Source organism: Halovalidus salilacus (assembly GCF_031852275.1).
GTDB lineage: Archaea > Halobacteriota > Halobacteria > Halobacteriales > Natrialbaceae > Halovalidus > Halovalidus salilacus.
This window is the reverse complement of the sequence record NZ_CP134700.1, coordinates 1,779,407-1,803,733: the sequence shown is the minus strand read 5'-3', so window position 1 is coordinate 1,803,733 and position 24,327 is coordinate 1,779,407. Positions and strand designations below refer to the sequence as shown.

The window sequence follows — 24,327 nt, the reverse complement described above, 5'->3', positions numbered from 1 at the left end:
GGAACTCTACCTCGAGCGGGGCGTTTCGTCGCTACTCGATCGCGCCCGGTAGCTCGGCGTCGTGCCGGGCCTCGAGGAGAGGGGAGGGGAGGGGAGGGGACACGGTCGGCCGTAGTTCGAGCGACTCGAAATCCGTCAGGCCGACTCGATCCCGTCGACGTAGGACGGCCGCTCGGCGTACTCGATCGGGTCTCGAACGCCGACGGTCTGGAACGCCTGGAGCCGGTAGGCGCAGGAGTCGCAGGTGCCGCAGGCGGGTTCGCTCTCGCGGTAACAGGACCACGTGTGCTCGAAGGGGACCTCGAGTTCGACGCCCCGCCGCGCTATGTCGGGCTTCGAGTCCTCGACGAACGGGGCTTCGATCGAGATATTCGTCTCCGGCCGCGTCCCGACGTCGACGACGCGCTCGAACGCCTCGAAGAACGCGGGTCGACAGTCGGGATACCCCGCGAAGTCCTCGCTGTGGGCGCCGATGAACACCGCGTCGCAGTCGTTCGCCTCCGCGTAGGAGACCGCCATCGCGAGCAGGTTCGCGTTCCGGAAGGGGACGTAGGTGTCCGGCACCTCCTCGCTCTCCATATCGGCGTCCTCGACGGCCATCCCCTCGTCAGTGAGGCTCGAGCCGCCGATCGCCGTCAGGTGGCCCGTCTCGATCCGGAGGAAGTCCTCGGCGTCGAGTTCGTCGGAAAGTCGGCGAGCGCACTCGAGTTCGCGACCCTCTGTGCGCTGGCCGTAGGAGGTGTGCAGGGCGTAGATGTCGTACCCCCGCGCGTTCGCCTCGTAGGCGGCGGTGGCGCTGTCCATGCCGCCGGAGAGGAGGACGACGGCGCGGTTTCTGTTCTCCGTCGATTCGGCGTCGGCGTTCGAGTCGAGTGTGTCGGTCATGGGTCTAATCGCGTGCGTCGGTTACGTCTCCGGTGCGTCGTTCCACAGGTCGACGTGCAGCCGCGGCGTGTAGCGGAAGCCGTGTTCCATCGCGAGGTCGGCGACTCGAGTCCGGGTCTCGGCCAGTCGCTCCCGCGTCGCCCCTTCGGGCATCAGGAGGACGTCGTCGTCGCGTATTCGAGCCGACGCGGCGTCGCGGAGGTCCGCGAGCAGGTCGAGTATCTCGGGCATATCGTCGGCGTCCGTGACCACGAACTTCAGCTGGAAGTCGTAGTCCTCGACGAGTCGGGAGAGGGCCTCGAGGTCGATCCGCGCCGCCTCGTGGCGGGCCTCCCACTCCCCGCTTCGGTCGCGGGCGTCGTCGTCAGCACCGGCCCCCATCGGATCGCGCTCGGGCGTCGGCGTGCTGCTCTCGAGTTTCGGGCTGATCGAGGCCAGGTCGATGGGGGCGTCGCGGTGGATCGTCCCGTTCGTCTCGACGGTGACGTGGTACCCCCGCTCGTCGAGGCGCTCGAGCAGGTGGACCGACGCCTCGTGGAGCAGCGGTTCGCCGCCGGTGAGGACGACGTGGTCGGCCTCCTCGTGCGATTCGACCGCCTCGACGATCGCCTCGAGGTCCATCCACGCGTGGGTCGGCTCCCAGGAGGTGTGGTACGAGTCGCAGAACCAGCAGCGGAGGTTACAGCCGCTCGTGCGGACGAACACCGAGGGGACGCCGGCGAGGGTCCCTTCCCCCTGGAGGGAGTAGAACAGTTCGTTGATCGGGAGGGCGTCGCCGTCCGAATCCGCCTCGGACCGCTCCCCGTCGTCCCACCCTCGAGCGGGCCTCGAGTCGGAGACCGGCATCTCAGAACCCGCTCCCCCCGCAGAGTTCGCTCGTTTCGCTCACCCGCACGGCGACGTCGGTGACGGTGTCGGGCAGGGTAGCCGCGAGGCGGCGCTCGAGGACGACGCTCATCACCTCCGCCGTCGGGGGGTGCTCGAGGATCACGAGCGCGTCGTCGTCGCCCGCCGCCTCGAAGGCCTCGATCAGCGGATCGCCCGCCTCGACCAGGAACATGTGGTCCCACTCGGAGACGACGTCGGTGATCTCGCCCTTGTCGACGACCCACCCCTCCGCGCCGAGTTCGCCCTCGACGGTGACGGAGATCTCGTAGTTGTGGCCGTGCGGCCTGGCGCACTTGCCGTCGTGGTGGCGAAGACGGTGCCCGGCGCTGATGCGGATCGGGCGATCGCGGCCGACGTGGAGGGTTCGGCGGGTTCCGATCACCCCGTCGTCGGCGCGCGCTCGAGCACCGTCGTTCGAGTCGGATCGCGCACCGTCGACGGTGTCGGCCTGCGGCGACTCCCCGCGTTCGCGGTCGCCGATTCGTCCAGTCATACCCCGATATTCTCGTGAGGTTACTTAAGGATGATCACTAGACGATCGACGCGGGGGAAGCCCCGCTGCTCGACGAAAAGTCGACCGAAAACGAACGATCCCAGCAGCGGCTGGTGGGGAACTCGGGTCACGAACCGCGGACTCGTCGCGACCCGAATCGCCTCAGTCCTGGAGTTGGTCCTGGAGCCTGTTTTTCGCCTCGGTCCGACGCTTGCGGGAGAACCGGGGTTCGCCGCCCGAGAAGTCGACTTCGATCTCGTCGAGCGTCCGCCGGTAGATGTTCGTTCGCCGGCCGTCCTCGGAGAGCCGGCGACCCTCGCAGGTGAGCAATCCCACGTCCACGAGCTCCTCGATGCGCCGATAGCAGGTGGCGATCGGGATCTCGATGTCGTCGCTCAGCGTCTGCGCCGATTTCGGCGTCCCCGCCGCACAGAGGATCTCGGCGCTGTACTTGCTCCCCAGTGCCGAGAGGACCGCCGTCGAATTCGACTCGTTTCGTTCCGTCCAACCACCACGCGACATGTTACACAATGAGTTTACAATTATCAAGATTGAATCTTGTGGTTACCGTTAGGGTCAGTTTAAGGTGATAGTCATCGGTCCATCGACGAGATAGCTTTGTGGGTGCCCCGAGAAGGGGACGACATGCACGTCGCGGTCGTGACGGTCGGAGACGAACTGCTCGCCGGACGGACGACGAACACGAACGCAACCTGGCTCTGCGAGCGCCTCGCCGAGCGCGGCGTGTCGGTCGAGCGCGTCACGACGCTCCCCGACCGCGTCAGCGACATCGCTCGCGTCGTCAACGTCTACCGAGCCGACTACGACGCCGTGATCGTCACCGGAGGGCTCGGACCCACGCACGACGACCTCACCATGGAGGGCGTCGCCGCCGCGCTCGGACGCGACCTCGAGACGGACGAGGTCGTCCTCGAGTGGCTCGAAGAGCACGGCTATTCGCGCTCGGACCTCACCGAGGGGACCGCCGACATTCCCGCCGGAGCGCGCCCGCTCCACAACGAGGTCGGCGTGGCCCCCGGCGCGGCGCTCGAAAGGGTGTACGTCCTCCCGGGCGTCCCGGCGGAGATGAAGGCGATGTTCGGGTCGATCGCGGACGAGTTTACGGGCGAGCCACGCTACCGCGAGGAGGTCGTCGCCGACGAACCCGAGAGCGCCCTCCTCGACCGGATCGCCGCCCTCCGCGACCGCTTCGACGTCTCCGTGGGGAGCTATCCCGGCGAGTACGTCCGGGTCTCGATCCAGAGCACCGACGAGGAGACGGTGCTCGAGGCGGCGGCGTGGCTCGCGGACCGGGTGGCGTCGCCGGCGGAGTCGTCGACGACGGACTGAGTCAGCGGTAGAAGTAGATCGTCCAGGCGATCGTCACGAGCAGCCCCAGGATCAGCGCCCCCCAGCCCGTCACTTCCGGGGGGAGCGAGGCGTCCGATGCGAGCACGACGTCGGTCACGGGAGTCATGGTCGTGGGTCGTTCCCCGGCCCTCTTAATCCTTCAGAATTCGCACCGAAGTGTCGCCGACGGACGGGGAGAGCGGTCCGAATCCGTTGCCCGGCCGCCGGAGCGCACCGCGTGAGGGGGCGCGTTCGGACGGGTTCGCGGCGGCGCGACAGGTAAGCATCCTTAAGGGCTCACGGCAACAGGATTCGCGTATGCACCCGCGCGATCTGTCCGACCACGTCGCCTACGAGGCGGGTCGAGGGATCGAGGAGGTCGCCCGCGAACTCGGACGCGACCCGTCCGAGTTCGTCAAACTCGCCTCCAACGAGAACCCCCACGGCCCCTCTCCCGCCGCCGCGGTCGCCATCCGCGAGATCGCCTCAGACGTGAACTCCTACCCGAAAGCCGCTCACGCCGACCTCACCGCGGCGATCGCCGACCGCTTCGACGTCGACGCGAGCCAGGTCTGGCTCGCGAACGGCGGCGACGGCGCGATCGACTACCTCCACCGGGCGACCCTCGAGCCCGGGGACGACGTGCTCGTTCCCACCCCCGGCTTCGCCTACTACGGGATGAGCGCCCGCTTTCACCACGGCGACGTCGCCGAGTACGCCCTCTCGAGGGACGACGACTTCGACCAGACGACCGCGGGCGTCCTCGAGTCCTACGACGGCGAGCGGGTCGTCTGGCTCACGAGTCCCCACAATCCGACCGGATCGACCATCCCGCTCGAGAACGTCGAGCGACTGGCCGCGGAAACCGACGAGGAAACGCTGATCGTCGTCGACGAGGCCTACGGCGAGTTCGCCGAGACCGAGAGCGCCGTCTCGCTGATCGAGGGCCGGGACGGCTTCGACTCGAGGGACGACGTCGCCGTCCTCCGGACGTTCTCGAAGGCGTACGGGCTTGCGGGCATCCGCCTCGGCTACGCCATCGTCCCCGGGGAGTGGGGCGGGGCGTACGCGCGCGTGAACACCCCGTTCGCGGCGAGCGAACTCGCCTGCAGGGCGGGACTCGCCGCCATCGACGACGACGAGCACGTCGAGCGAACCGTCGAGACGGCGCGCGAGGCCCGCGAGTACATGCGGGAGGCGATCGACGCCCGCGTCTGGCCGAGCGAGGGGAACTTCGTCCTCGTCGACGTCGGCGACGCGTCTGCGGTGGCCGAGGAGATGCAACGGCGCGGCGTCATCGTCCGCGACTGCTCGAGTTTCGGCCTCGACTCCTGTATCCGGATCACCTGCGGCACCGAAGCGGAGACCGACCGCGCGGTCGAGACGCTCAACGCGGTCCTCGCCGACGGGTTCGGCGACTCTGACCCCGACCCCGAATCCGACCGCGACGGCGACGCGGAAACCGAAACGGGGGTGGCCGACGCGTGAGGGTCGCCGTCACCGGAACCCCCGGAACCGGGAAAACGACCGCGACGAACCGCCTCGAGTCGCGCCTCTCGGAGTCGACCGCAGACCCGTTCGCGGATCTCGAGGTGATCCACCTCAACGGGGTCCTCGAACGCGAGGGCTTCTACACCGAGGTCGACGCCGAGCGCGACAGCAAGGTCGCCGACCTCGACGCGCTCGCAGAGTGGCTCGATGGCCGAGACGACGTCGTGATCGAGTCCCACCTCGCCCACCACTTCTCGGCCGACCGGGTGGTCGTCCTCCGGTGTCGACCCGCCGAACTCGAGCGACGGCTGCTCGAGCGGGGCGAACCAGACGGAAAAGCTCGCGAGAACGCCGAGAGAACGGAGTCCTCTCGAGCTCTCGCTCGCAAAGCTCGCGAGAACGCAGAGAGCGAGGCGCTCGACGTGATCCTCTCGGAGGCCGTCGAGGAACACGGCCTCGAGTCGGTCTACGAGATCGATACCACCGAGCGCGACCCGGACGCCGTGGTCGACGAACTCGAGGCGGTCGTGGCGGGCGAGCGCGACCCGAGCGCCGGCGAGGTCGACTTCGTGGGGTACCTGGTATGACGCTCGACAAGCTCCGCCCCTACGTCTCCGGCTTCCTCGAGCCGTTCGTCAGGGGCTTCGACCGCGTCGGCATGACGCCGAACGGGGTGAGCCTGCTCGCGTTCGGGATGGCGGTCGCGGCGGCGGGCGCGTTCACCCTCGGGGGCCGGGCGTCGTCGGTCTGGTACGTCGTCGCGTCGGTCCTCGTTTTCGTCAACGGGTGGCTGGACATCGTGGACGGCGCGCTCGCGCGCGAGCAGGGCGTCGCCTCCGCCGGCGGCGACCTCCTCGATCACGTCCTGGACCGGTACGCCGACATCGTCATCATCGGCGGCCTCGCGGCCGGCGTCGAGAACTACTTCCTCGGATTTCTGGCGGTCACCGGCGTCGTGATGACCTCCTACCTCGGCACGCAGGCCCAGGCCGTCGGCATGGACCGGGTCTACGGCGGCCTCGTGGGCCGGGCCGACCGGCTGGTGCTCATCGGCGCCGTCGGCGCGCTCGCCTACCCGATCGACGGCGAGTACGGCGGCCTCACGATCGTCGGCTGGCTGCTCGTCTTCCTCGCCGTCATCGGCCACCTGACCGCCCTCCAGCGCTTCGCCTACGCCTGGGGGGACCTCGAGTGATCGACGGACGGCGGTCGGTTCGAGACCGGGACGCTGCTTCACCACGCGAGCGGTCGCGAGCGGCGTCTCTCCCCCTCCCTGGGACCGCGCCGCATGCTTTATCAACCGCCGCGATATAGGTTCTCGCATGGTTCAGTGCGAGATGTGTGGCGCCGAGACGTCGTCCCCGAAGACCATCAAAGTCGAGGGTGCGAAGTTGGACGTGTGCGCGAACTGCACCGACTTCGGTACCGAGGTCAAAACGCCCTCCTCGAGTTCGAGCACCTCGACGAAGTACTCGACGGGTTCGAACTCCTCCTCGAGCAACTCGAGCGGCGGATCGGGCGGCGGCCGATCCGGCTCGGGGTCCGGCTCGAGCCCCTCCTCGCGCGGTCGCCGCCGGGACATGTTCGACGACATGGACGAGATCGCGACCGACTACGACGAGCGGATCCGCCGCGCCCGCGAGGAGACGGGGCTCAGCCAGTCCGACCTCGCCAACGAGCTCAACGAGAAGGCGAGTCTGATCCGCAAGCTCGAGCGCGGCGACACGCTCCCGAGCGACCGCGTCCAGTCGAAGCTCGAGAACTTCCTCGACATCAGCCTCACCGGCGAGGGCGGAACGCCCGAGGACACCGAGTGGAGCGGCGGTTCCTCGACCGGGAGCTACACGCTGGGCGACGTCGTCAAGCGCAAGGACTGAAGCCGACCCGCCCGCCCCGGACTCGCTTCGATCGACGAAGCCACGCTCGCTGCCGTTTTCGACGGTTTGTATCGTCCGACGACCGTCCGGTACGTCCCCGATTCTCGTCAACGATGAGGGCTCGCGCCCGCCTAGTCACCCCGAGGCACCACCCTTCCAATCCCCAAGGCACCCTCCCTTCCACCCTCTGAGTCCCGACTCGAGCCGCCCTCGAGTCCGCCCGGACGCGGTCTCCGGCAGCCACGGAGGACTAGAAAGCTATTTCAGTCGCGCCGAACCCCTCACGGGTATGTTCGTCCTCGTCAACCTGAAGACGTACCCGTGCGACCCGGTGGCCGTCGCGGAGGCCGTTCGCGACACCAACGAGACGACCGACGCCCGACTCGCGGTCGCCCCGCAGGCGGCTCACGTGGCACAGGTCGCCGAGACGGGCGCCGAGACGTGGGCACAGCACGTCGACCCGATCGAGCACGGGAGCAACACCGGCCACACGCTCGCCGAGGCCGTCGCCGACGCCGGCGCCGTCGGTACGCTGCTCAACCACTCCGAGCGCCGGCTGAAGCTCGCGGACGTCGACGGCGCCCTCGAGGCGGCCGAGCGCGCGGGCCTCGAGACGGTCGTCTGCGCGAACAACCCCGCCCAGATCGGCGCCGCGGCGGCCCTCGGCCCCGACGCGGTCGCCGTCGAGCCGCCGGAGCTCATCGGGACGGGGACGCCCGTCAGCCAGGCCGATCCGGACGTCGTCGAGGACGCCGTCGAAGCGGCCGAGCGCGTCGACGACTCCGTCTCCGTCCTCTGCGGCGCGGGCATCTCCACCGGCGAGGACGTCGTCGCCGCAGCCGACCTCGGTGCCGAGGGCGTCCTCCTCGCGAGCGGCGTCGCGAAGGCCGACGATCCGAAGGCCGCCCTCGAGGACCTGGTCGACCCGCTCTGATCGAGCGGCACACCGCGGTACCGGTATCGACTCCTTACGAGCGCACGAACGCCCAACGCTTTTTCCTTCGGTTCGTGGTAACCGGCGTATGGGCAGCCGGGACGGGCCGAACGACGGTACACCGCGAGCGAGGGAGGCCGGCGATCCGACGTCCGCGTCCGACGATCCGGCATCAGCATCCGACGATCCGACGTCCGCGCCCGGCGGACCGGGTCCGGAACGGTTCGCCGGGCGCGGACCGGAGCGATTCCGTCGACCGGACGGCGGTCACGCCGCGAGCGAAGAAGGAATGCCGTCCCCCGAACCGCCCGGGGCCGGCGGGCCCGACGACCACGAGCACGAACACCGCAGTCTGTGGCCGTTCGTCGCCGCGATCGGCGCGGGCCTCATCTACGCCGGACTCGCCGTCGCCATCTTCGCGTTCGTCGTCGACGTCGCGACGCCGCTGATCGGCGTCGCCGTCGCCGCCGTCGGCGGAATCGTCACCCTCGGGAGCCTCGGGGGCTGGCTGGTGGAAGCCTTCTTCGCGCCCCCTCGAGGGAGCGAAGCCGGCGGGGGCCGCGACACCTCCGTCGCGGCGACCGTACTCTTTCTCGTCACGGACGTCCACACGTTCGCCGCACTCTTCGTCTACTACTTCTTCATCCGCGTCGGCGCGTGGCCGCCCGAGGAGCTCCCCCACTTGCTCTCCTCGCTCGTGCTCGTCAACACCCTCATCCTGATCGCGAGCAGCGTCACCCTCCACTTCGCCCACGAAGCCCTCGACGACGGACGCGGCCGTCGGTTCACCGCCCTCCTCTGGACCACGTTCGCCCTCGGGGTCGTCTTCCTCGGCGGCCAGGCGCTCGAGTACTACGAGTTCCTCGTGGCCGAGGGGTTCACCGTCACCTCCGGCGTGTACGCGAGCGCGTTCTACGGCCTCACCGGGCTCCACGGATTCCACGTCGCCATCGGGGTCGGCGCCCTCGGCGTCCTCGGCGTCCGGGCGACTCGAGGGGCCTACGGCCCCGACCGCGACACGGGGGTCGAGACCGTCTCGCTCTACTGGCACTTCGTCGACGTCGTCTGGCTCTTCCTCGTCGCGGTGCTGTACGCCTGGGCGGCGCTGTAGGCGCGTATCGCCGGCTCACCCAACCAGTCACTCGTTTCCGCCTCGCCCGCGGTGCATCCGCTCCTCGAACCCGGCCATCTTGCGGTAGATCGGCGGGGTCAACACCCCGGCGATCCCGAGCAGGACGGCGACGGAACCGAGGGGGAAGAGGAGGGGCTCGGCCTCGAGACACGAGTTCTGGGAGGCGATCCGGACGTAGTAGGGCTCGCCGTCGACCTCGACGATCGCACCCTCGAGCAGCGCCTCGCGGTTCTCCATCTGGCCTTCGACCCGGGCCTCCTCGAGCGTACTGGTCGTCGCCTCCTCGACGGCCCGCTGCTCGGCCGACGAAAGGTCCTCGAAGGCGATCCTGTCGACGGTCCGTCCGGGCGGATCGCCGTCCTCGATCGCCCGCACCTCGACGTCCGGATCGTTGCAGAGGCCGAACGAGTCCTGCATCACGACGTAGCCGCCGAGGATGGCGCTCGAGAGCCCGACTGCGATGAGCATCACGCCGAAGAACGGAACGACGTACGTCAGCACGAGCGACTCTCCCGGTTCCGTGGGCGGTTCCTCGACGCGTTCGTCTTCCGCGGGCATGGGCGTAGTATCCGTGTCGAGATCGGTGTTGGTCGCGCGCGCGTTACGTTTCTTCGTCCGGTTTCCGCGCGGGCTCAGGTACTCCTCCTCTTCCTCCGCCTGGCGGTGGCCCCCTGCCGCCGGCCCCGAGGTAGGCGGTCGTCCCCGCGAGTCCCAGCCCGTAGAGCCAGTGGGCGATCAGGACGAACGCGAGGTAGGCGACCAGCTCGAGACGGGTCTGCCCCGTGTAAAAGGCGATGGCGAACCCGGACGCGATCACCGTCGAGTACCAGAGGCCGGTCACGAGCGTGAGCTCGCCGGGGAGGTACTCCCCCAGCGTCAGGAAGAGCAGCGGCCAGGTCGTCATCCCGGCGAAGAGGAAGAGCCCGTAGCCGACGAGGACGTTCTCGGGTAGGCCGACGAGGACGGAGAGTTCGGCGAACGACTCGAGGTTGAAGACGCCGATGAGTTCGGCGACCGCGAGCGCGCCCGTCATGATCATCGTCCCGATGAAGCCGCCGACCGCCCCGGCCCACGCGTCGCTGATGACCGTCCGGGCGACCGGTTTCAGCCGCTGGAACAGCGACAGGGGCCGCTCCGCTCTGGCGGGCGCGTACGACCGTCGCACCTCCTCGGGTTCCGTCGGCGGGATCCCTCGCTCGCGCTCGAGGCGCTCTTCGAACCACTGCCACTCGGGCGTGAACTGGTCGGTGGACTTCAGGTCCCACGGGTCGGCGTGTTCGACCGGCTCGCCGTTGAAGTACGACCAGATGACGTTGTAGAACCACAGCATGACGCTGAGTCCGACGACGAACGCGCCGATCGTGGCGACGATCTGTAGGTTCTGGAACTCCGGTGGGTACGTGGCGTACCGGCGGGGAAGTTCCCGGTACCCGATGACCATCAGCGTCCCGAAGGTGAGCGCCGAGCCCACGATCAGGAGGACGGACTGGAAGATGGCGAGGCGTTGGTCGTACATCCGGCCCGTCATCAGCGGGTACCAGTAGTAGCTCCCGGCGAACATCATGAGGGGGATGATCCCCATGACGATGAGGTGGAAGTGGCCGACGACGTAGTAGGTCCCGTGGTAGACGATGTCGACGGGGATCACGGCGAGGAAGATGCCGGTGACGCCGCCGACGATGAACGTGCCGACGGAGCCGACGCAGAGGATCGTCGGGGCGGCGAACTTGACGTTCCCGTTCCACATGGTCGTGATCCAGTTGAACACCTTGATGGCGCTCGGGACGGCGATGGCGATCGACGTCGCCATGAAACTCGCCCGGATGCGAGGATCGACTCCCGTCGTGAACATGTGGTGGGCCCAGACGCCGAAGCTGAGCACGCCGATCGCGAGCGTCGAGTAGACGATGAACTTGAACCCGAACAGTTTCCGGCCGACCATCTTCGGCAGGATGAGGCTCATCAAGCCGGCCGCCGGCAGGAAGACGATGTAGACCTCGGGGTGGCCCCAGAACCAGAAGAGGTGCTGGTAGAGGATCGGCCCGCCGCCCTCCGACGCGTAGAACGTCGTCTCGATCGTCCGATCGGCGAGCAGCATCAGCAGGGCGGTCCCCAGCAGCGGGAAGGCGAACAGGGCGATCCCGCTCGTGACGAGCATGTTCCAGCCGAAGATGTCGAGGCTTCCCCAACCGATCTTCGGATCGCGCTCGTAAACGATCGTGGCGATGAAGTTGATCGCGCCGATCGTCGTCGCGATGCCGCTCAGGTGGAGCCCCAGTAACAGGAAGTTGATCTGGGGGTCCGGTACCGTCGAAGACAGCGGCGGGTACAGGTACCAGCCGATCCCTGGTTCGCGGATCACGAGCAGGACGTCGATCAAATCCGCCGGGACCACCACCGCGAGCACTTTCGCGGTCACCTCCGCGACGATGCCGAATCGCGAGAGCAACAGCGCCGGCGGGAGCATCCAGAAGCCGATGGCGTTCAACCGGGGAAAGGCCATGTCGTCGGCGCCGATCAGTAGGGGGATGAAGTAGTTGCCGACGCCGAAGAAAAGCGGCGTAACGAAGAAGATCAGCATCGTCAGCCCGTGCATCGTGAAGAGTTCGTTGTACGTCTGCTCGGTCCAGATGTCGGCCGCCGGCGTCAGGAGGTGGGTGCGCATCATCATCGCGTCGACCCCACCCCAGACGGCCGCGAACACGCCGAACGCGATGTAGAGCAAACCGATCTCGCGGTGATTCGTGGTCGTCGTCCACCGGATCGCCGCCTGTTTCGCGTCGCCGACGGAGAACCTCCGGCCCGTTCCGGTCGCGTACCCCCCGTCCGGAGCGGGATTCGTTCGTTGTCGTCGTCTCGCGAGGACCGCGACGAGCAGACAGGTGAGAAACACCGCTCCGATCAGTCCGAACTCGACGAACGCGCGATCGGGGGCCGCCGACGCGAGCGTCGGGGGTGCCCCGCTCGTCGGGGTCACTCCGCGCTCACCCCGGGTGCGTTCGCACGCCGGCAGGCCCTTCGCATACCCCTTCCCTCCATATCGATCCCAATAAAGATGAATTGGCGACCTCGAGACCGTCGTCGCCGTTGATACGACAGGCGCTCCGTAACCGACCCGGTAATCGCCGCCGAACTGGACGGCGATCCGAACAGTCACCGGAATGGGGGACGGCGTATTTCCGACCGGCCGTGGAACCGCGGACAATGATCCGTCGCCGACGTCGGTCCTCGGGGGTGCGGACGCCGCTCCGGGTCGGTGCCGCTGCGCTCGCCGCGTTCCTCGCTGGCGGGACGTTCGTCGCCCTCTCCGGAACGGCCGCCGCCCAGGCCACCAACCGCGACCTCATCGACGGCCTCGAGAATCAACTCCTCTACGTCGCCCTGCCGCTCACGGTGTTCGTCCTCATGATCCTCGTCTACGCGGCGGTGAAGTTCCACGACAACGACGACCCCCAGCCGACGCCGGAGGATCCCGCCCTCGAGATCACGTGGACCGTCGCGACCGCGATCATCCTCCTGTTCGTCGGACTCGCCGCCTACTCCGTCCTCGTCAACCCGTACGTCTCGCCGCCACAACCCGCGGACGTGGCCGGCAGCGACGAGGGGGACAACGCCACCGCCGCGGGGGCCGGCGGCGGAAACCCCGACGGCTTCGAGGACGTCGAGGACCTGCCCGAGACGGACGACGAGGAGATCTTCGTCACCGGCTACCAGTGGGAGTGGGAGGCGACCTATCGTGACGCGAACGTCACCACGCGCGACACGATCGTGATGCCTGCGGACGAGGACGTGACGATGTGGCTCACCTCCGAGGACGTCATCCACTCGCTGTTCCTCCGGGACTTCGGCGCGAAGCAGGACGCGTTCCCCGGCTACTACACCAGACTCCGAACCAACGCCTACGAGACGGGCGAGTTCGACGCCCGCTGCGCCGAGTTCTGCGGCGCCGGCCACTCGAGAATGGACGGGACCGTGGTCGTCGTCGAACCCCAGGAGTACGAGGACTGGCTCGAGGAGAACGAGGACGAACGGGAGGCAGATCCGCCCGAGGTCTCCTGACGACGATCGGGGGTCGTCGTGTGGCGACTCGCTCGAGACGAATGGCTGCGAGCGAAGGCGAGGAGACGGGGGCCTTATACGGAACCCTCGCCTACGTCCACGCGCGTGCCTTTAGTCCCCGGCCGAGCCCACCCACTCGGGTGCGATGACAGCACGGCGAACCCGGGCACGCGACAGTACCACGCCCGGCACGAGGGTTAGCCAACCGACGCGGCGCGCAGCCCCGGGATGAGGTTGGACGTTAGTGTTCCGGGCGACATTTTCGACCGTCATCGAAGATACGTCTCCAACGCATCGACGACGTGATCGACGAACTCCTTCGTGACTCGGCCCTGCCACGCGACCAAGTCCTCGATACGAGGTGAGTGAACCGCCCACGGGGAGACGAACGATTCGCGTGGCACACCGCCAGTTTTCCACACGTCCGACCGGACCGTCGGAACGGGGGTCGGTTCACTTCACGTCGGAACTCGAGGCCCGCGCCAACAGGAAGACGGCGGCGGCACCTAAGACGAGGTCGAGGCCGACGAGGACGGCTACGCCGGGTGCGACCCCGTTCAACGCCCCGTCGAACCACGTCACGTCCCAGGCCGTCATGGCGTCGCGATCGAGCATGAGCGACCGCGCGGCGTCGACGCCGTAGGTGACCGGGTTGACGCGGGCGAACGTCTGGATCCACTCGGGCAGCGTCTCGAGGGGGAGGAACGCGCTCGAGAGGAACAACAGCGGAAACTGCAACAGGTTCGCGCCGATGATCGTCGACTCCTGATCCCTCGTGAGGATGGCCAGCGCGTTCGAGAACGCGACGAACCACAGCGAGAAGAGGACGCCGACGATCACGATCCCGAGCGCGCCGACGACGCCGGTCGCGATCTCCGCCCCGAGCAGGACGCCGAGGCCGAGGATGATGGCGATCTGGACGGCGATGCGGAACACTTCCGCGGCGGTCTTGCCGACGAAGACGGCCGTCCGGTTCATCGGCGAGACGAGGACCTTCTCGAACATGCCGTTCTCGATGTCGTTGACCAGTCCGACGCCGGAGGTGACGGCCGCCGCAAGGGCGACCTGGATGGCGATCGCGGGGACGAGGTAGGTCTCGTAATTGATGCCCGGAAGTCCTCGATTGACGGCGTCGCCGGCCACGTTGCCGAAGACCTCCGTGAACAGTACGAGGAAGATGATCGGCTGGACCAGCGACACGACCAGCACGAACGGGTTGCGGACCGCCTTCAGGTTCCACCGCTTGAAGTTCACCCACGCGTCGCCGACGAACGTGTTCCGCGAACGCGCGATTCGCCCCTCGCCGGCCGCCTCGAGTCCGTCGTCGCCCAGCACTCCGACCGGTCGGTCGTCCCCCGCGGCGGCGGAGTCGGTTTCGTCGGTCACCGCGTCACCCCCTCGGCCGGGGCCTCCGCTCGGTCGAGTTCGAGTTCCTCACCCGTGATCGCGAGGAACACGTCGTCGAGCGTGGGGGATCGGACGTTGAACCCGATTACCGCCAGGCCGGCGTCGCGGAGCGCGACGAGCAGGTCCGGGCCGTGCTGTCTGGCGTTCGCCGCGGTGACGGCGATCCCGTCCTCGGTGGTCGAGACGGCCGCGTCGTCGAACTCCTCGAACTCCCGGGCGATCCGCGCGGCGCGCTCGCGGACGTCCGTCCCCTCCTCGAGGGCCAGTTCCACGTCCAGCACCTCGCCGCCGACCCGTCGTTTCAGTTCGTCGGGGGTGCCGTCGGCGACGATCTCGCCGTCTAAGATGACCGCCAGCCGGTCGCAGAGTTGATCGGCCTCGTCGAGGTACTGGGTCGTCAGGAAGATGGTCGTTCCCCGGTCGTTTATCCGCCGGAAGTAGTCCCACAGGCGGTTCCGGGCCTTCGGGTCGAGCCCGGTCGTCGGCTCGTCGAGGAAGACCAGCGGCGGGCGGTGGACGAGCGCCGTCGCCGCGTCGAGTCGCTTTTTCATCCCGCCGGAGAACTCCTCGGCGCGCTTGTCCGCGACGTCGACCAGGTCGACCAGGTCGAGCAGTTCGGACGTCCGCTCCGCGCGCTCGCCGCGAGGGACGCCGTAGGCCTCGCAGGCGTACCGAACGTTCTCGCGTGCGGTGAGTTCCGGATCGACGCTCGTCTCCTGGGCCATGTAGCCGATGGTCTCTCGGACGGCCCTGGACTCGCTCCGAACGTCGAAGCCGTTGACCCGAACGTCGCCGGCTGTCGGCGAGAGGAGCGTGGCGAACACCTTGATCGTCGTCGTCTTTCCGGCTCCGTTAGGACCCAGAAAGCCGAAGAACTCCCCCCGGGGGACCCGGAGGTCGACGCCGTCGACCGCCGTCGTCCCGTCGCCGTAGGTCAACTCGAGGTCGCGCGCGTCGATCGCCGGCGGGGGCGAGTCGCCGTGCGCCTCCGACGCCCGGCCGGTCCGCTCGGCCCCCGTCACCGTTCCTCCTCCGACCGCTCGAGGTCGTACTCGAGCGCCCACCGGTGGAAGTGGCCGAACGCCGGGAAGAGCGCCTCCGCCTTCTCCGTGGGTTCGTACTCCACCCGCGGCGGGAGTTCGTCGTACGCGCGCCGGTCGAGCAGTCCCGTCTCCACCAGCGTCGACAGCCGCGCCGAGAGCGTGTTCGGCGACACCTCGAGCGACTCCTCGAGTTCCGAGAAGCGGAGCGGTTCCTCGGCGAAGGCGAACCGCCGGAGGATCGCCATCGTGTGGGCCTTCCCGAGCAGGTCGAGGAGGTCGGACACCGCTCGATCGACGCGGGCTCGCTCCTCGGAGGACAGCGAGTTCCGCAACTCGCGAGCGGCGTTCCGACCGCGCGGACGGTCTCTCATGCCCGGCCGTACGGACTCGAGGCACATGAACGTGTCCGGGGTATCCACCGTTAACTGAGGGTACGAGCCCGTTACTTCGAAAGTTCGAAGTCAGGAGTATTTACCTATAGAATCCGTACTAACGGACGTGAAACTCGTGATATTCGGTGCCACGGGCCGAACCGGCGTTCCGCTCGTCGAACGCGCGCTCGAACACGGCCACGAGGTCGTCGCGTTCGCGCGCGACGGAGCGGGCCTGCCGACGTCGATACGCACCCACGAACGCGTCGCCGTCGTCGAGGGGGACGCCTACGCGGGCGAGGGGATCGAGACAGCGATCGGCGGCGCCGGGTCCGGCGACGACCCCGTCGACGCCGCGGTGAGCGTGCTCGGGCAGACGTCGTCCGGTCCCGACGACCTGCTCACCGTGGCCGGCGAGCACGTTTTCGCCGCGATGGACGAGCACGGCGTCGATCGGTTCGTGACGCTCGTCGGCGCCGGCGTCCGGGAGGACGGCGAATCGGTCTCGCTCGGCGGGCGCGCGATGGGAGCCCTGCTGTCGTTGCTCGCGTCCGAGGTGCTGGAGGACGCCGAGCGGCACGTCGAGGCGGTTCGCGCCAGCGACGTCCGATGGACCGTCGTCCGCGCCCCCCGGTTGATCGACGGCGACCCCGCCGACGCCGTCCGTCACGGGACCGACCTCCGCCTCGGCCTCCGGGACGCCGTCAGCCGGGCGAACGTCGCAGCATTTATCCTCTACTGCCTCGAGGACGACCTGTACGTCCGCGAGATCCCGAAACTGACCGGGCGATGAGCCGCGTGCTGGTCACCGGCGGAACGGGTCGGGTCGGCTCAAACCTCGTCTCCGCCCTCGAGACGGCACCCGAGACGGTCCGCATCGCCTCCCGAGATTCCGCGGCGGCGCGCGATCGGTTCGGCGACGGCCCGGCGGTCGTCGAGTTCGACTTCGCGCGACCCGAGACGTGGGGGCCCGTGCTCGGGGGGATCGACCGGCTGTTCCTCGTCTATCCGCCCGGCGTCGACGTCGGCCGAATCCGAGAGTTCATCGACGCCGCCGACCGCGTCGGGGTCGAGCGCGTCGCCTTCCTGTCGATCCTCGGCGCGGAGAAGGTTCCCGTCCTCCCCCACCGACGGATCGAACGCCACCTCGAGCGGTCCCGACCGTCCGCGACGTTCCTCCGATCCGCGTGCTTCGTGCAGAACCTGAGCGGCATCCACCGCCCGGAGATCGTCGAACGCGACGAGCTGTTCGTCCCCGCGGGCGACGGCGCACTCGGGTTCGTCGACGCGCGGGACGTGGCCGCGGTCGCCGGGACCGTCCTCACCGAACCCGGCCACGAGGGCGCGTCGTACGACCTCACCGGACCGACGGCGCTCGACTTCTTCGAAGTGGCGAGTATCTTCAGCGAAGTTCTCGAGCGACGGATCGAGTACGCCAACCCGTCGCGCACCGCGTTCGTCCGCCGGATGGCCGGACGAGGCGTCCCGTGGCGGCTGATCGGGTTCATGCTGGCCGAGTACCAGGTCACCCGACTCGGGTTGTCCTCGCGGACCACCGCGGACGTGCGACGGGTGCTCGGACGACGACCGAGATCCGTCCGGACGTTCGTCGAGGACCGTCGGGACCGGTTCGAACGGGCGGACGGTGCCGCCTAGGCGTCGATTCCGGCGGACGCATCCCGTTTCGCCGCCGGCGCAAAGCCAAACGCTTAGTTTCTCTACCGTTTCGCACCGATAATGAGCGATTCCGATCCTCCGGAGGAGGCCGACACGGTTCGGGAAGCCGTCGATCGGTCCAGAAGCGGCGCTCCGGCCGCCGGCGCCGTCGTGCGCGATCGGTTCTCCTCCGACGAGGTCTTCCAGCGGATCGTCGCGGCCGCCGACGAGGAGATCACCTCGACGAGTCGCGAACTGTTCTTCAGCGGTCTCGCCGCCGGCTTCGCCATCTCGATCACGGTCCTCCTCTACGCCTCCCTGTACGGCTCGACCGACGGGCATCCCATCCTCAGCGCGCTGTTGTACCCCCTCGGGTTCATCTACATCATCATCGGCGGCTACCAGCTCTACACCGAGAACACCCTCCCGCCGGTCGCGCTCACGCTCGAGCGCCTGACGAGCATCCCGGCGCTGCTTCGCCACTGGACGATCGTCCTCGCGGGGAACTTCGCGGGCGGCGCCATCGGCGCCGCGGTGCTCGCCCGGGGCGGCGTCTTCTCCGACGACGCGTACGAGGCCGCGCTGTACCTCGGCACCCACGGCCCCGAGACGGCGTGGTGGGACCTGTTCTTCAAGGCGGCGTTCGCCGGCCTGATCGTCGCCGGCGTCGTCTGGGTGGAGTACTCCGCCCGCGAGACGATCGCCAGGCTCGTGATCGTCTACATGGCCTTCCTCGCCATCCCGATGGGGAACCTCTTCCACGTCGTCACCTCCTTCACCGAGATGGCCTTCGTCGTCTTCGCCCCCGCCGGCGACCTCTCCCCCGTCACTGGCTTCACCCAGTTCGTCCTCCCGGTCCTCCTCGGCAACACCGTCGGCGGCATCCTCCTCGTCACCGTCGTCAACTACTACCAGACGAGCGAACACCGCCTCGAGTCCGCCCGCTTCGCGAGTTCGGTCAGCCGGCTCTCACCCCGGGAGTGGCTCCTCGGACGCTTCGCGGGTCGCTCCTACGTCCCCCTGGTCGACACCGTCGAGGAGACGGCGCCGGACGCGAACACCTACCGGGTGCTCGTCCCCATCGCGAACCCGCGGACCGAATCGCGACTCGTCAACTTCGCGAGCACCCTCGCGGCGGAAAAGGAGTCCGCGGTCGTCCACGTCGTCCACATCGTGCAGGTTCCCGACCGCTTCTCGGAGTACAGCGGCGCCCAGCGCGAACAGACCGTGGCCGAATCGAACCGGTTGCTCGACGGCGTCCGCGAGACGGTCGAGAGCTACAACGTCGAGTGCGAAACCTCCACGGTCGTCTCCTACCGCTCCTTCGAAGAGATCTTCACCACCGCCGAGCGCAAGCACACCGACCTCGTCGTCATGGGCTGGGAACCGAACGGTCTGTGGGACGCCGCCCGCGCCGAGCGCCCGCTCAGCGAACTCACCACGCAACTCCCCTGTGACTTCCTCGTCCTCAAGGACCGGGACCTGGACACCTCGCGCGTCCTCCTCCCGACCGCCGGCGGACCCGACTCCGACCTGAGCGCCGAAGTGGCGCAGCTCCTGCGCTCGAGCCTCGGCTCCTCGATCACCCTGCTCCACGTGGTCGACGGCCCCGACGAACGAGTGGCGGGCGAGACCTTCCTCGAAAATTGGGCCGCCGATCGCGACCTCGAGGGGGTGACCCTCACGGTCGACGACTCCGGAGACGTCGAGGCGGCGATCTGCCGGGCGGCCGACGATCACACGACGCTCCTGATCGGCGCGACCGAGCGCGGCTTGCTCTCCCGACTCGTCTCCGAGTCGCTCCACTTCGACGTCGTCAACACGGTGGACTGTTCGGTGCTGCTCGCCGAGCGCCCGAACGGGCGGAGCTTCCTCCAGCGGCTGTTCGGCCGGCGGTAACCGCGACCGGCGCCGACGGTCACCTCTCGTCGTCGACCTCGTCGCCGATCCCGCGCGACTCGAGCCGATCGTCGAGTAGCTCTCGGATCCAGACCGCCATTCCGTGGTCGCGACCGTAGATCCACACCGCCGTCTGATCGACGACGCCCGGCAGACCGCTCTCCTTGGTTCCCACCGCCACGACCGCTCGCTTATCGACCATGAGCAACTGCGAGGGTCGCTCCCCGTACACGAGATTCGTCTCCTCGAGGTCGAGACGAACGTGACGACGTCGATCGTCTCCCCGGAATCCGTCTCCGAAGCTGAACTCGGCTTCCTCTCAGATCCCGCATGCGCGCCCGAGACGACCTCGAGGACGCGCTCGTTCGTTTCGTCCGGGTACCTCGACGCACACGTCGACCCCCCGCTCGGCCGCCCGACGGAGCCCGTGGTACGTCCGTTCGTCGACTGCGACGTCGTTGGCGGTCAGGAAGTGAATCGTCTTTTCGGCCCCGTCGAGAAACGTGACGATCCGATCGCTGACGTGCTCGTTTCGCGTTATCGCCCACATTCCCTCATCCTCCCTCGACTCCGGTTCCTCGACCCTAGCTGCCGGCGCTCGACAGCATCCGATACCGGACCGCGAGGTAGACAACGACCAACCCGAACGTCGCGGCGTACAGCGTCGATCCCGACCACAGCGCGTACGCCAGCGCGATCGCGTTGAGCGCGATTCCGAACAGGTACACCGGCTTCAATCGGCTCGAGTCCATCGTCGTAGCCGTCCCTGCGTCCCGAATCGGTTCATAGGTTCCGGTGTCGGCACGTCGGCCTGTGAGTGATTCGCACGTGGTAGTCGAGGATCTTTACGCGTCCGCTCCGTAGTCGACGTGATGACTCAGCCAGCCCAACGCAGCGGCGGTGCTGACGATCCGACGATGCGCAAATCGACGCTCTTCTGTTGGGCCTGCGATCACTCGAGCCCCGTCGACGCCGACTGGGACCGTCGGATCCGCGGTGACACCGTCGGCATCGTCTGTCCCGCGTGCGGGATGACGCTCACCGAGCGTCCCCGAACGCGTCCGCGCATTCACCGCGATCTCCGTCTCGACCTCGGTCTCGGCGCCGAGTCCGCCTCGGCTCACCGCTCGACCGCCCGCCTCGTCTCCGCGTGGCGCCACCTCGTCGTCGGCTCCATCCGCGCGTGGGAGACCATGATCGACGCCGGTGCCTCCACCGCCGTCCGCGCTACTCGCGCATCGATCGGTCCGACCCCGTAAGACCGTTCGACTCCGGTTCAATACGCTATTGCTGGTGCTCAAGCGGATTTTACCGACGGTAGTAGCTTCTTATGGAGAAGGACGCTTACTGTTCGATGAGCGAAGTCCGCCGTCCGGTCTCCCCAGTCGAGGGCGGAGATACAAATTGAACCGGTGATCCGCACTGGCGGTCACGGTACTGCCGCTCTGCGGTAGATAGACAACCAGCCGCAGATTCCCGCGATGGGAACCTGCGGCTCGTGGTCGGTGTAGAGTATGAAGTATGAGTGGATGGCGGCGAATCGACGTTCCCAGAGGGTCTCCCACTCCAGTAGTTGCCGATACGCAGGCGGGCTTATCTTCCGTGTTCGGGATGGGTACGGGAGGAACCCCGCCGCTCTGGCCGCCTAACGCCGATCAACGGAATCGAACCGCTGGCAAACACCAGTATCGGTGGTTAGGGTGGATGTCAAGACCGGTGTGTACGTGTAGTCCAGTTCGCGCCTGGACCCGTCTCCGGGTACCAGATCCGTGCGAATGTATGTAGTATGATTGTGTGGCTTGGCCAGTTAGTGCTCGCGGGCTCAACGCCTCGTTGCCTCGGCGCGTACACCCCGAGTCTATCGAACTCCTCTTCTAGGAGCGGCCTCGGTGGTTCCTCGTTTTCGGGTGGGTTTCCGGCTTAGATGCGTTCAGCCGTTACCCCGTGGTGCGTAGCTGCCCGGCACGTGCTCTCTCGAACAACCGGTACACCAGTGGCACCCATTCGGAGTTCCTCTCGTACTATACGAACGTTCCCGTCAGGAACCTCACACCCCCAATAGATAGCAGCCGACCTGTCTCACGACGGTCTAAACCCAGCTCACGACCTCCTTTAATAGGCGAACAACCTCACCCTTGCCCGCTTCTGCACGGGCAGGATGGAGGGAACCGACATCGAGGTAGCAAGCCACCCGGTCGATATGTGCTCTTGCGGGTGACGACTCTGTTATCCCTAAGGTAGCTTTTCTGTCAGCAATTGCCCGCATCAAGCGGGACTAATTGGTTCGCTAGACCACGCTTTCGCGTCAGCGTCAGTTGTTATGCCTGACACTGTCAGGCTCCCGTATGCTCTTGCGCTCTTTCCCGGGTCTCCGACCCGGGTGAGGGAACCTTGGGGCGCGCTCGATATCTTTTCAAGCGCGTACCGCCCCAGTCAAACTGCCCGGCTACCGGTGTCCTCCGCCAGGAGTGAGAGTCACAGTCACCATCGGGTAGTATTTCAGTGGTGCCTCGGTGGCCCGCTAGCGCGGGTACCTGTGTAACGGCTCCTACCTATGCTGCACAATGGCGACCATGTCTCAGCGACAGCCTGCAGTAAAGCTCTATAGGGTCTTCGCTTCCCCTTGGGGGTCTCCAGACTCCGCACTGGAATGTACAGTTCACCGGGCCCAACGTTGGGACAGTGGCGCTCTCGTTGATCCATTCATGCAAGCCGCTACTGAAGCGGCAAGGTACTACGCTACCTTAAGAGGGTCATAGTTACCCCCGCCGTTAACGGGTCCTTCGTCCCATTGTACTGGGTGTTCAGATACCCGCACTGGGCAGGATTCAGTGACCGTACGAGTCCTTACGGATTTGCGGTCACCTATGTTGTTACTAGACAGTCGGAGCGCCCGAGTCACTGCGACCTGCCTCTTTCCGAGGCAGGCATCCCTTCTTGCGAACGTACGGGACTAACTTGCCGAATTCCCTAACGTCGGTTATTCCCGACAGGCCTTGGCTTTCGCCGCCACGAGTACCTGTGTCGGTTCTCGGTACGGACAGTGTGCTCGCCTTTTCACGGGCTCTAGGTTGACCTGACTTGCGCTATCCCACCATTCGCCCGCTTCGTGCTATTACAGCTTCCACGGGTTTCGATGGTTCGACCGGGCGATGGCCCGGCTCAGGCGGCCCCAAAGCGTCAGCTTTGAATGCACACTGGCATAGGAATATTAACCTATTTCCCTTTCGTCACATTCGAATTGCGGTGTGACTTAGGACCGGCTAACCCTCAGCTGATCAGCAGTGCTGAGGAACCCTTACTCGTTCGGCCGTCGGGGGTCTCACCCGACTCACGCTGCTACTATGACCAGGATTTTCGTTTCCGCACGGTCCACACGACCTCTCGGCCGTGCTTCCACCCGAACGGAACGCCAACCTACGGGGTCACCATCTGACTGGTGCCGCCGGGTCTCGGTGGTGGACTTGAGCCCCGATCATTTTCAGCGCCCCGAACCTCGGCCGGTAAGCTGTTACGCTTTTCTTAGAGGGTAGCTGCTTCTAAGCTCACCTCCCGGCTGTCTAGGGCTCGGGACCACTTTCGATCGCACTTAGTCCACACTTGGGGACCTTAACCCAGCTCTGGGTTGTCTCCCTCACGGTACACAGGCTTACCCCGCGCACCGGACTCCCCGCGTCGAACGGCGTCTGTAGGTTCGGAGTTGGACAGGGTGGCGCACTCCTCTCGGAGTGCGGGCACCCAATCCGTCGCTCTACCCCACAGACTACCTCGGCGGAGGTCATGCTTCGACATGTTTCGGTTGGAACCAGCTGTTTCCGGACTCGATGGGCCTTTCACCCCTAGACGTAGGTCACGAGAGGGTATTGTAGGACACCAACTCTAACAGGCCTCCACGTGGCTTTCGCCACGCTTCGCCTTGCCCACGCCTAGATCGTCCGGTTTCGGGTTGTCCCCGATTGACTCCCCGCGCTTGAACACGGCGGCCCTCGTCGTAAGACTGCGGCCATGTCGGTTTCCCTGCGCCTTCCCGGATACTCCGGTTAGACTCGTCAATCAGGCACACTCCCTGGTTCGTTTTTCAAAACGCACGACGGAACACCGGCTTCCTCCGAATCCTACTACAGGTTCGCACCTGATTCGTTCATCGGGGGACCTTTCGTGCCCCGTCGCTCTATCGCCAACTGATTTCACGCCCTATTGCACCTCCCTTTTTGGGGTGCTTTTCAGCGTTCGCTCACGCTACTTGTTCGCTATCGGTCTCGAGGAGTGTTTAGTCTTCGCGGTCGATGCCCGCGGAATTCACGAGGGATCTCCAACCCCCGCTACTCTGGAGCTGACGCGTCTCATACTAGTCGACAATACGGGGCTGTCACCCTGTCTCGCGCCCTGTTCCAAGGGACTTCTTGTCGGGGTTCCGAGAGTGAGAGTCAGTCCGAACACCACATTGCCCGTGAGGGCTTCGGTTTGGACTGTGTCGGGTTTACTCGCCGTTACTAACGACATCGCGTTTGCTTTCTTTTCCTGCCGGTACTAAGATGTTTCAATTCCCGGCGTTCCCCATTGCGCGAAGCAATTGCAGTGGGGATTCCCATTCGGAAATCCTCAGTTCTTCCCCTCCGTGCGGGTCCCTGAGGCTTATCGCAGCTTGGCACGTCCGTCATCGGCTCTCGAGCCGAGCGATCCACCAGCTGGCACAGTAGCCACGTTCGTCGGATCTGTCGGTGGTTACACCGGGATGGTGTAACCGAGTGACCCGGGAACGGGTCCAGTGGACGCCTGGACTACACGTACACACGGTCTCATCTGCACGGCCAGTAGACGGCTGGCGTGCATTAACCCTTC

Annotated in this window: 24 protein-coding genes and 2 rRNA genes; 12 read left to right on the top strand and 14 right to left on the bottom strand. The window is 66.8% G+C overall.

Annotated features, from left to right (window positions below; translation table 11 throughout):
- Window positions 1–135 precede the first annotated feature (135 nt).
- The 4 genes from queC to RJT68_RS08855 form a co-directional block, all read right to left on the bottom strand.
- Window positions 136–885: a 7-cyano-7-deazaguanine synthase QueC gene (gene queC / locus RJT68_RS08870; RefSeq protein WP_407039996.1), complete on the bottom strand. Its 750-nt coding sequence runs from the start codon at window positions 883–885 to the stop codon at window positions 136–138.
- 21 nt (window positions 886–906) lie between these two features.
- Entirely contained in the window at window positions 907–1,731 is an 825-nt protein-coding gene (locus RJT68_RS08865; protein ID WP_407039995.1) for a 7-carboxy-7-deazaguanine synthase QueE, read from the bottom strand.
- 1 nt (window position 1,732) lies between these two features.
- Window positions 1,733–2,266 carry a 6-pyruvoyl trahydropterin synthase family protein gene (locus tag RJT68_RS08860; RefSeq protein WP_407039994.1) on the bottom strand — a complete coding sequence of 178 codons (534 nt, stop codon included), beginning with the start codon at window positions 2,264–2,266 and terminating at the stop codon, window positions 1,733–1,735.
- A gap of 162 nt (window positions 2,267–2,428) precedes the next feature.
- Window positions 2,429–2,788, bottom strand: a complete 360-nt coding sequence (locus tag RJT68_RS08855; RefSeq protein WP_407039993.1) for a helix-turn-helix domain-containing protein — start codon at window positions 2,786–2,788, stop codon at window positions 2,429–2,431.
- A 123-nt stretch (window positions 2,789–2,911) separates the two neighbouring features.
- Between RJT68_RS08855 and RJT68_RS08850 the strand changes: the two genes are divergently transcribed.
- Complete coding sequence (locus RJT68_RS08850) at window positions 2,912–3,616, top strand: competence/damage-inducible protein A (RefSeq protein WP_407039992.1); 705 nt, start codon at window positions 2,912–2,914, stop codon at window positions 3,614–3,616.
- Between the two features lies 1 nt (window position 3,617).
- On the opposite strand, the gene RJT68_RS08845 is transcribed toward RJT68_RS08850, so the two are convergent.
- Entirely contained in the window at window positions 3,618–3,743 is a 126-nt protein-coding gene (locus RJT68_RS08845) for a hypothetical protein (RefSeq protein WP_407039991.1), read from the bottom strand.
- Between the two features lie 191 nt (window positions 3,744–3,934).
- Here RJT68_RS08845 and hisC point away from each other — a divergent pair, with 191 nt between their 5' ends.
- From hisC to RJT68_RS08815, 6 genes are all read left to right on the top strand, one after another.
- Window positions 3,935–5,104 carry a histidinol-phosphate transaminase gene (gene hisC, locus RJT68_RS08840; protein ID WP_407039990.1) on the top strand — a complete coding sequence of 390 codons (1,170 nt, stop codon included), beginning with the start codon at window positions 3,935–3,937 and terminating at the stop codon, window positions 5,102–5,104.
- Window positions 5,101–5,694, top strand: coding sequence for an adenylate kinase family protein (locus RJT68_RS08835; RefSeq protein WP_407039989.1), 594 nt, complete (start codon window positions 5,101–5,103; stop codon window positions 5,692–5,694). The genes hisC and RJT68_RS08835 overlap by 4 nt, the downstream gene beginning before the upstream one ends.
- Window positions 5,691–6,302, top strand: a complete 612-nt coding sequence (locus RJT68_RS08830; protein WP_407039988.1) for a CDP-alcohol phosphatidyltransferase family protein — start codon at window positions 5,691–5,693, stop codon at window positions 6,300–6,302. Before RJT68_RS08835 ends, RJT68_RS08830 begins: the two co-directional genes overlap by 4 nt.
- A gap of 127 nt (window positions 6,303–6,429) precedes the next feature.
- Window positions 6,430–6,984 carry a multiprotein bridging factor aMBF1 gene (locus tag RJT68_RS08825; RefSeq protein ID WP_407039987.1) on the top strand — a complete coding sequence of 185 codons (555 nt, stop codon included), beginning with the start codon at window positions 6,430–6,432 and terminating at the stop codon, window positions 6,982–6,984.
- A 289-nt stretch (window positions 6,985–7,273) separates the two neighbouring features.
- Window positions 7,274–7,918, top strand: coding sequence for a triose-phosphate isomerase (gene tpiA, locus RJT68_RS08820; RefSeq protein ID WP_407039986.1), 645 nt, complete (start codon window positions 7,274–7,276; stop codon window positions 7,916–7,918).
- A 289-nt stretch (window positions 7,919–8,207) separates the two neighbouring features.
- Complete coding sequence (locus tag RJT68_RS08815) at window positions 8,208–9,029, top strand: cytochrome c oxidase subunit 3 (RefSeq protein WP_407040349.1); 822 nt, start codon at window positions 8,208–8,210, stop codon at window positions 9,027–9,029.
- Between the two features lie 27 nt (window positions 9,030–9,056).
- On the opposite strand, the gene RJT68_RS08810 is transcribed toward RJT68_RS08815, so the two are convergent.
- Both RJT68_RS08810 and RJT68_RS08805 read right to left on the bottom strand, forming a co-directional pair.
- Window positions 9,057–9,608 (bottom strand): hypothetical protein, encoded by a 552-nt coding sequence (locus RJT68_RS08810; protein WP_407039985.1) that lies wholly within the window; start codon window positions 9,606–9,608, stop codon window positions 9,057–9,059.
- Window positions 9,609–9,651: 43 nt separating this feature from the next.
- A complete protein-coding gene (locus RJT68_RS08805) occupies window positions 9,652–12,027 on the bottom strand; it encodes a DUF6789 family protein (RefSeq protein ID WP_407039984.1) in 2,376 nt (791 codons plus the stop codon).
- Window positions 12,028–12,254: 227 nt separating this feature from the next.
- Here RJT68_RS08805 and RJT68_RS08800 point away from each other — a divergent pair, with 227 nt between their 5' ends.
- Entirely contained in the window at window positions 12,255–13,109 is an 855-nt protein-coding gene (locus tag RJT68_RS08800) for a cytochrome c oxidase subunit II (RefSeq protein WP_407039983.1), read from the top strand.
- 453 nt (window positions 13,110–13,562) lie between these two features.
- Here the strand turns inward: RJT68_RS08800 and RJT68_RS08795 are convergent, their stop codons facing one another.
- From RJT68_RS08795 to RJT68_RS08785, 3 genes are read right to left on the bottom strand one after another with little or no spacing between them, the layout of a single operon-like run.
- Window positions 13,563–14,441 carry an ABC transporter permease gene (locus RJT68_RS08795; RefSeq protein ID WP_407040348.1) on the bottom strand — a complete coding sequence of 293 codons (879 nt, stop codon included), beginning with the start codon at window positions 14,439–14,441 and terminating at the stop codon, window positions 13,563–13,565.
- 50 nt (window positions 14,442–14,491) lie between these two features.
- Window positions 14,492–15,538 (bottom strand): ABC transporter ATP-binding protein, encoded by a 1,047-nt coding sequence (locus tag RJT68_RS08790; protein ID WP_407039982.1) that lies wholly within the window; start codon window positions 15,536–15,538, stop codon window positions 14,492–14,494.
- A complete protein-coding gene (locus RJT68_RS08785; protein ID WP_407039981.1) occupies window positions 15,535–15,930 on the bottom strand; it encodes a winged helix-turn-helix transcriptional regulator in 396 nt (131 codons plus the stop codon). The genes RJT68_RS08790 and RJT68_RS08785 overlap by 4 nt, the downstream gene beginning before the upstream one ends.
- 127 nt (window positions 15,931–16,057) lie before the next feature.
- Between RJT68_RS08785 and RJT68_RS08780 the strand changes: the two genes are divergently transcribed.
- The 3 genes from RJT68_RS08780 (at window position 16,058) to RJT68_RS08770 (ending at window position 19,485) form a co-directional block, all read left to right on the top strand.
- Window positions 16,058–16,723 carry an NAD(P)-dependent oxidoreductase gene (locus RJT68_RS08780; RefSeq protein WP_407039980.1) on the top strand — a complete coding sequence of 222 codons (666 nt, stop codon included), beginning with the start codon at window positions 16,058–16,060 and terminating at the stop codon, window positions 16,721–16,723.
- Window positions 16,720–17,586 (top strand): SDR family oxidoreductase, encoded by an 867-nt coding sequence (locus tag RJT68_RS08775; RefSeq protein ID WP_407039979.1) that lies wholly within the window; start codon window positions 16,720–16,722, stop codon window positions 17,584–17,586. Before RJT68_RS08780 ends, RJT68_RS08775 begins: the two co-directional genes overlap by 4 nt.
- 81 nt (window positions 17,587–17,667) lie before the next feature.
- Entirely contained in the window at window positions 17,668–19,485 is a 1,818-nt protein-coding gene (locus RJT68_RS08770) for a formate/nitrite transporter family protein (RefSeq protein ID WP_407039978.1), read from the top strand.
- A 19-nt stretch (window positions 19,486–19,504) separates the two neighbouring features.
- Here the strand turns inward: RJT68_RS08770 and RJT68_RS08765 are convergent, their stop codons facing one another.
- Complete coding sequence (locus RJT68_RS08765; protein ID WP_407039977.1) at window positions 19,505–19,717, bottom strand: hypothetical protein; 213 nt, start codon at window positions 19,715–19,717, stop codon at window positions 19,505–19,507.
- 352 nt (window positions 19,718–20,069) lie between these two features.
- Window positions 20,070–20,237 (bottom strand): hypothetical protein, encoded by a 168-nt coding sequence (locus tag RJT68_RS08760; protein WP_407039976.1) that lies wholly within the window; start codon window positions 20,235–20,237, stop codon window positions 20,070–20,072.
- 120 nt (window positions 20,238–20,357) lie between these two features.
- On the opposite strand from RJT68_RS08760, the gene RJT68_RS08755 reads away from it, so the two are divergent.
- Window positions 20,358–20,744, top strand: a complete 387-nt coding sequence (locus RJT68_RS08755) for a hypothetical protein (RefSeq protein ID WP_407039975.1) — start codon at window positions 20,358–20,360, stop codon at window positions 20,742–20,744.
- A gap of 268 nt (window positions 20,745–21,012) precedes the next feature.
- Here RJT68_RS08755 and rrf read toward each other — a convergent pair.
- Both rrf and RJT68_RS08745 read right to left on the bottom strand, forming a co-directional pair.
- Window positions 21,013–21,134 (bottom strand): 5S ribosomal RNA (gene rrf / locus RJT68_RS08750).
- Window positions 21,135–21,274: 140 nt separating this feature from the next.
- Window positions 21,275–24,194, bottom strand: a 23S ribosomal RNA gene (locus tag RJT68_RS08745).
- Window positions 24,195–24,327 lie beyond the last annotated feature (133 nt).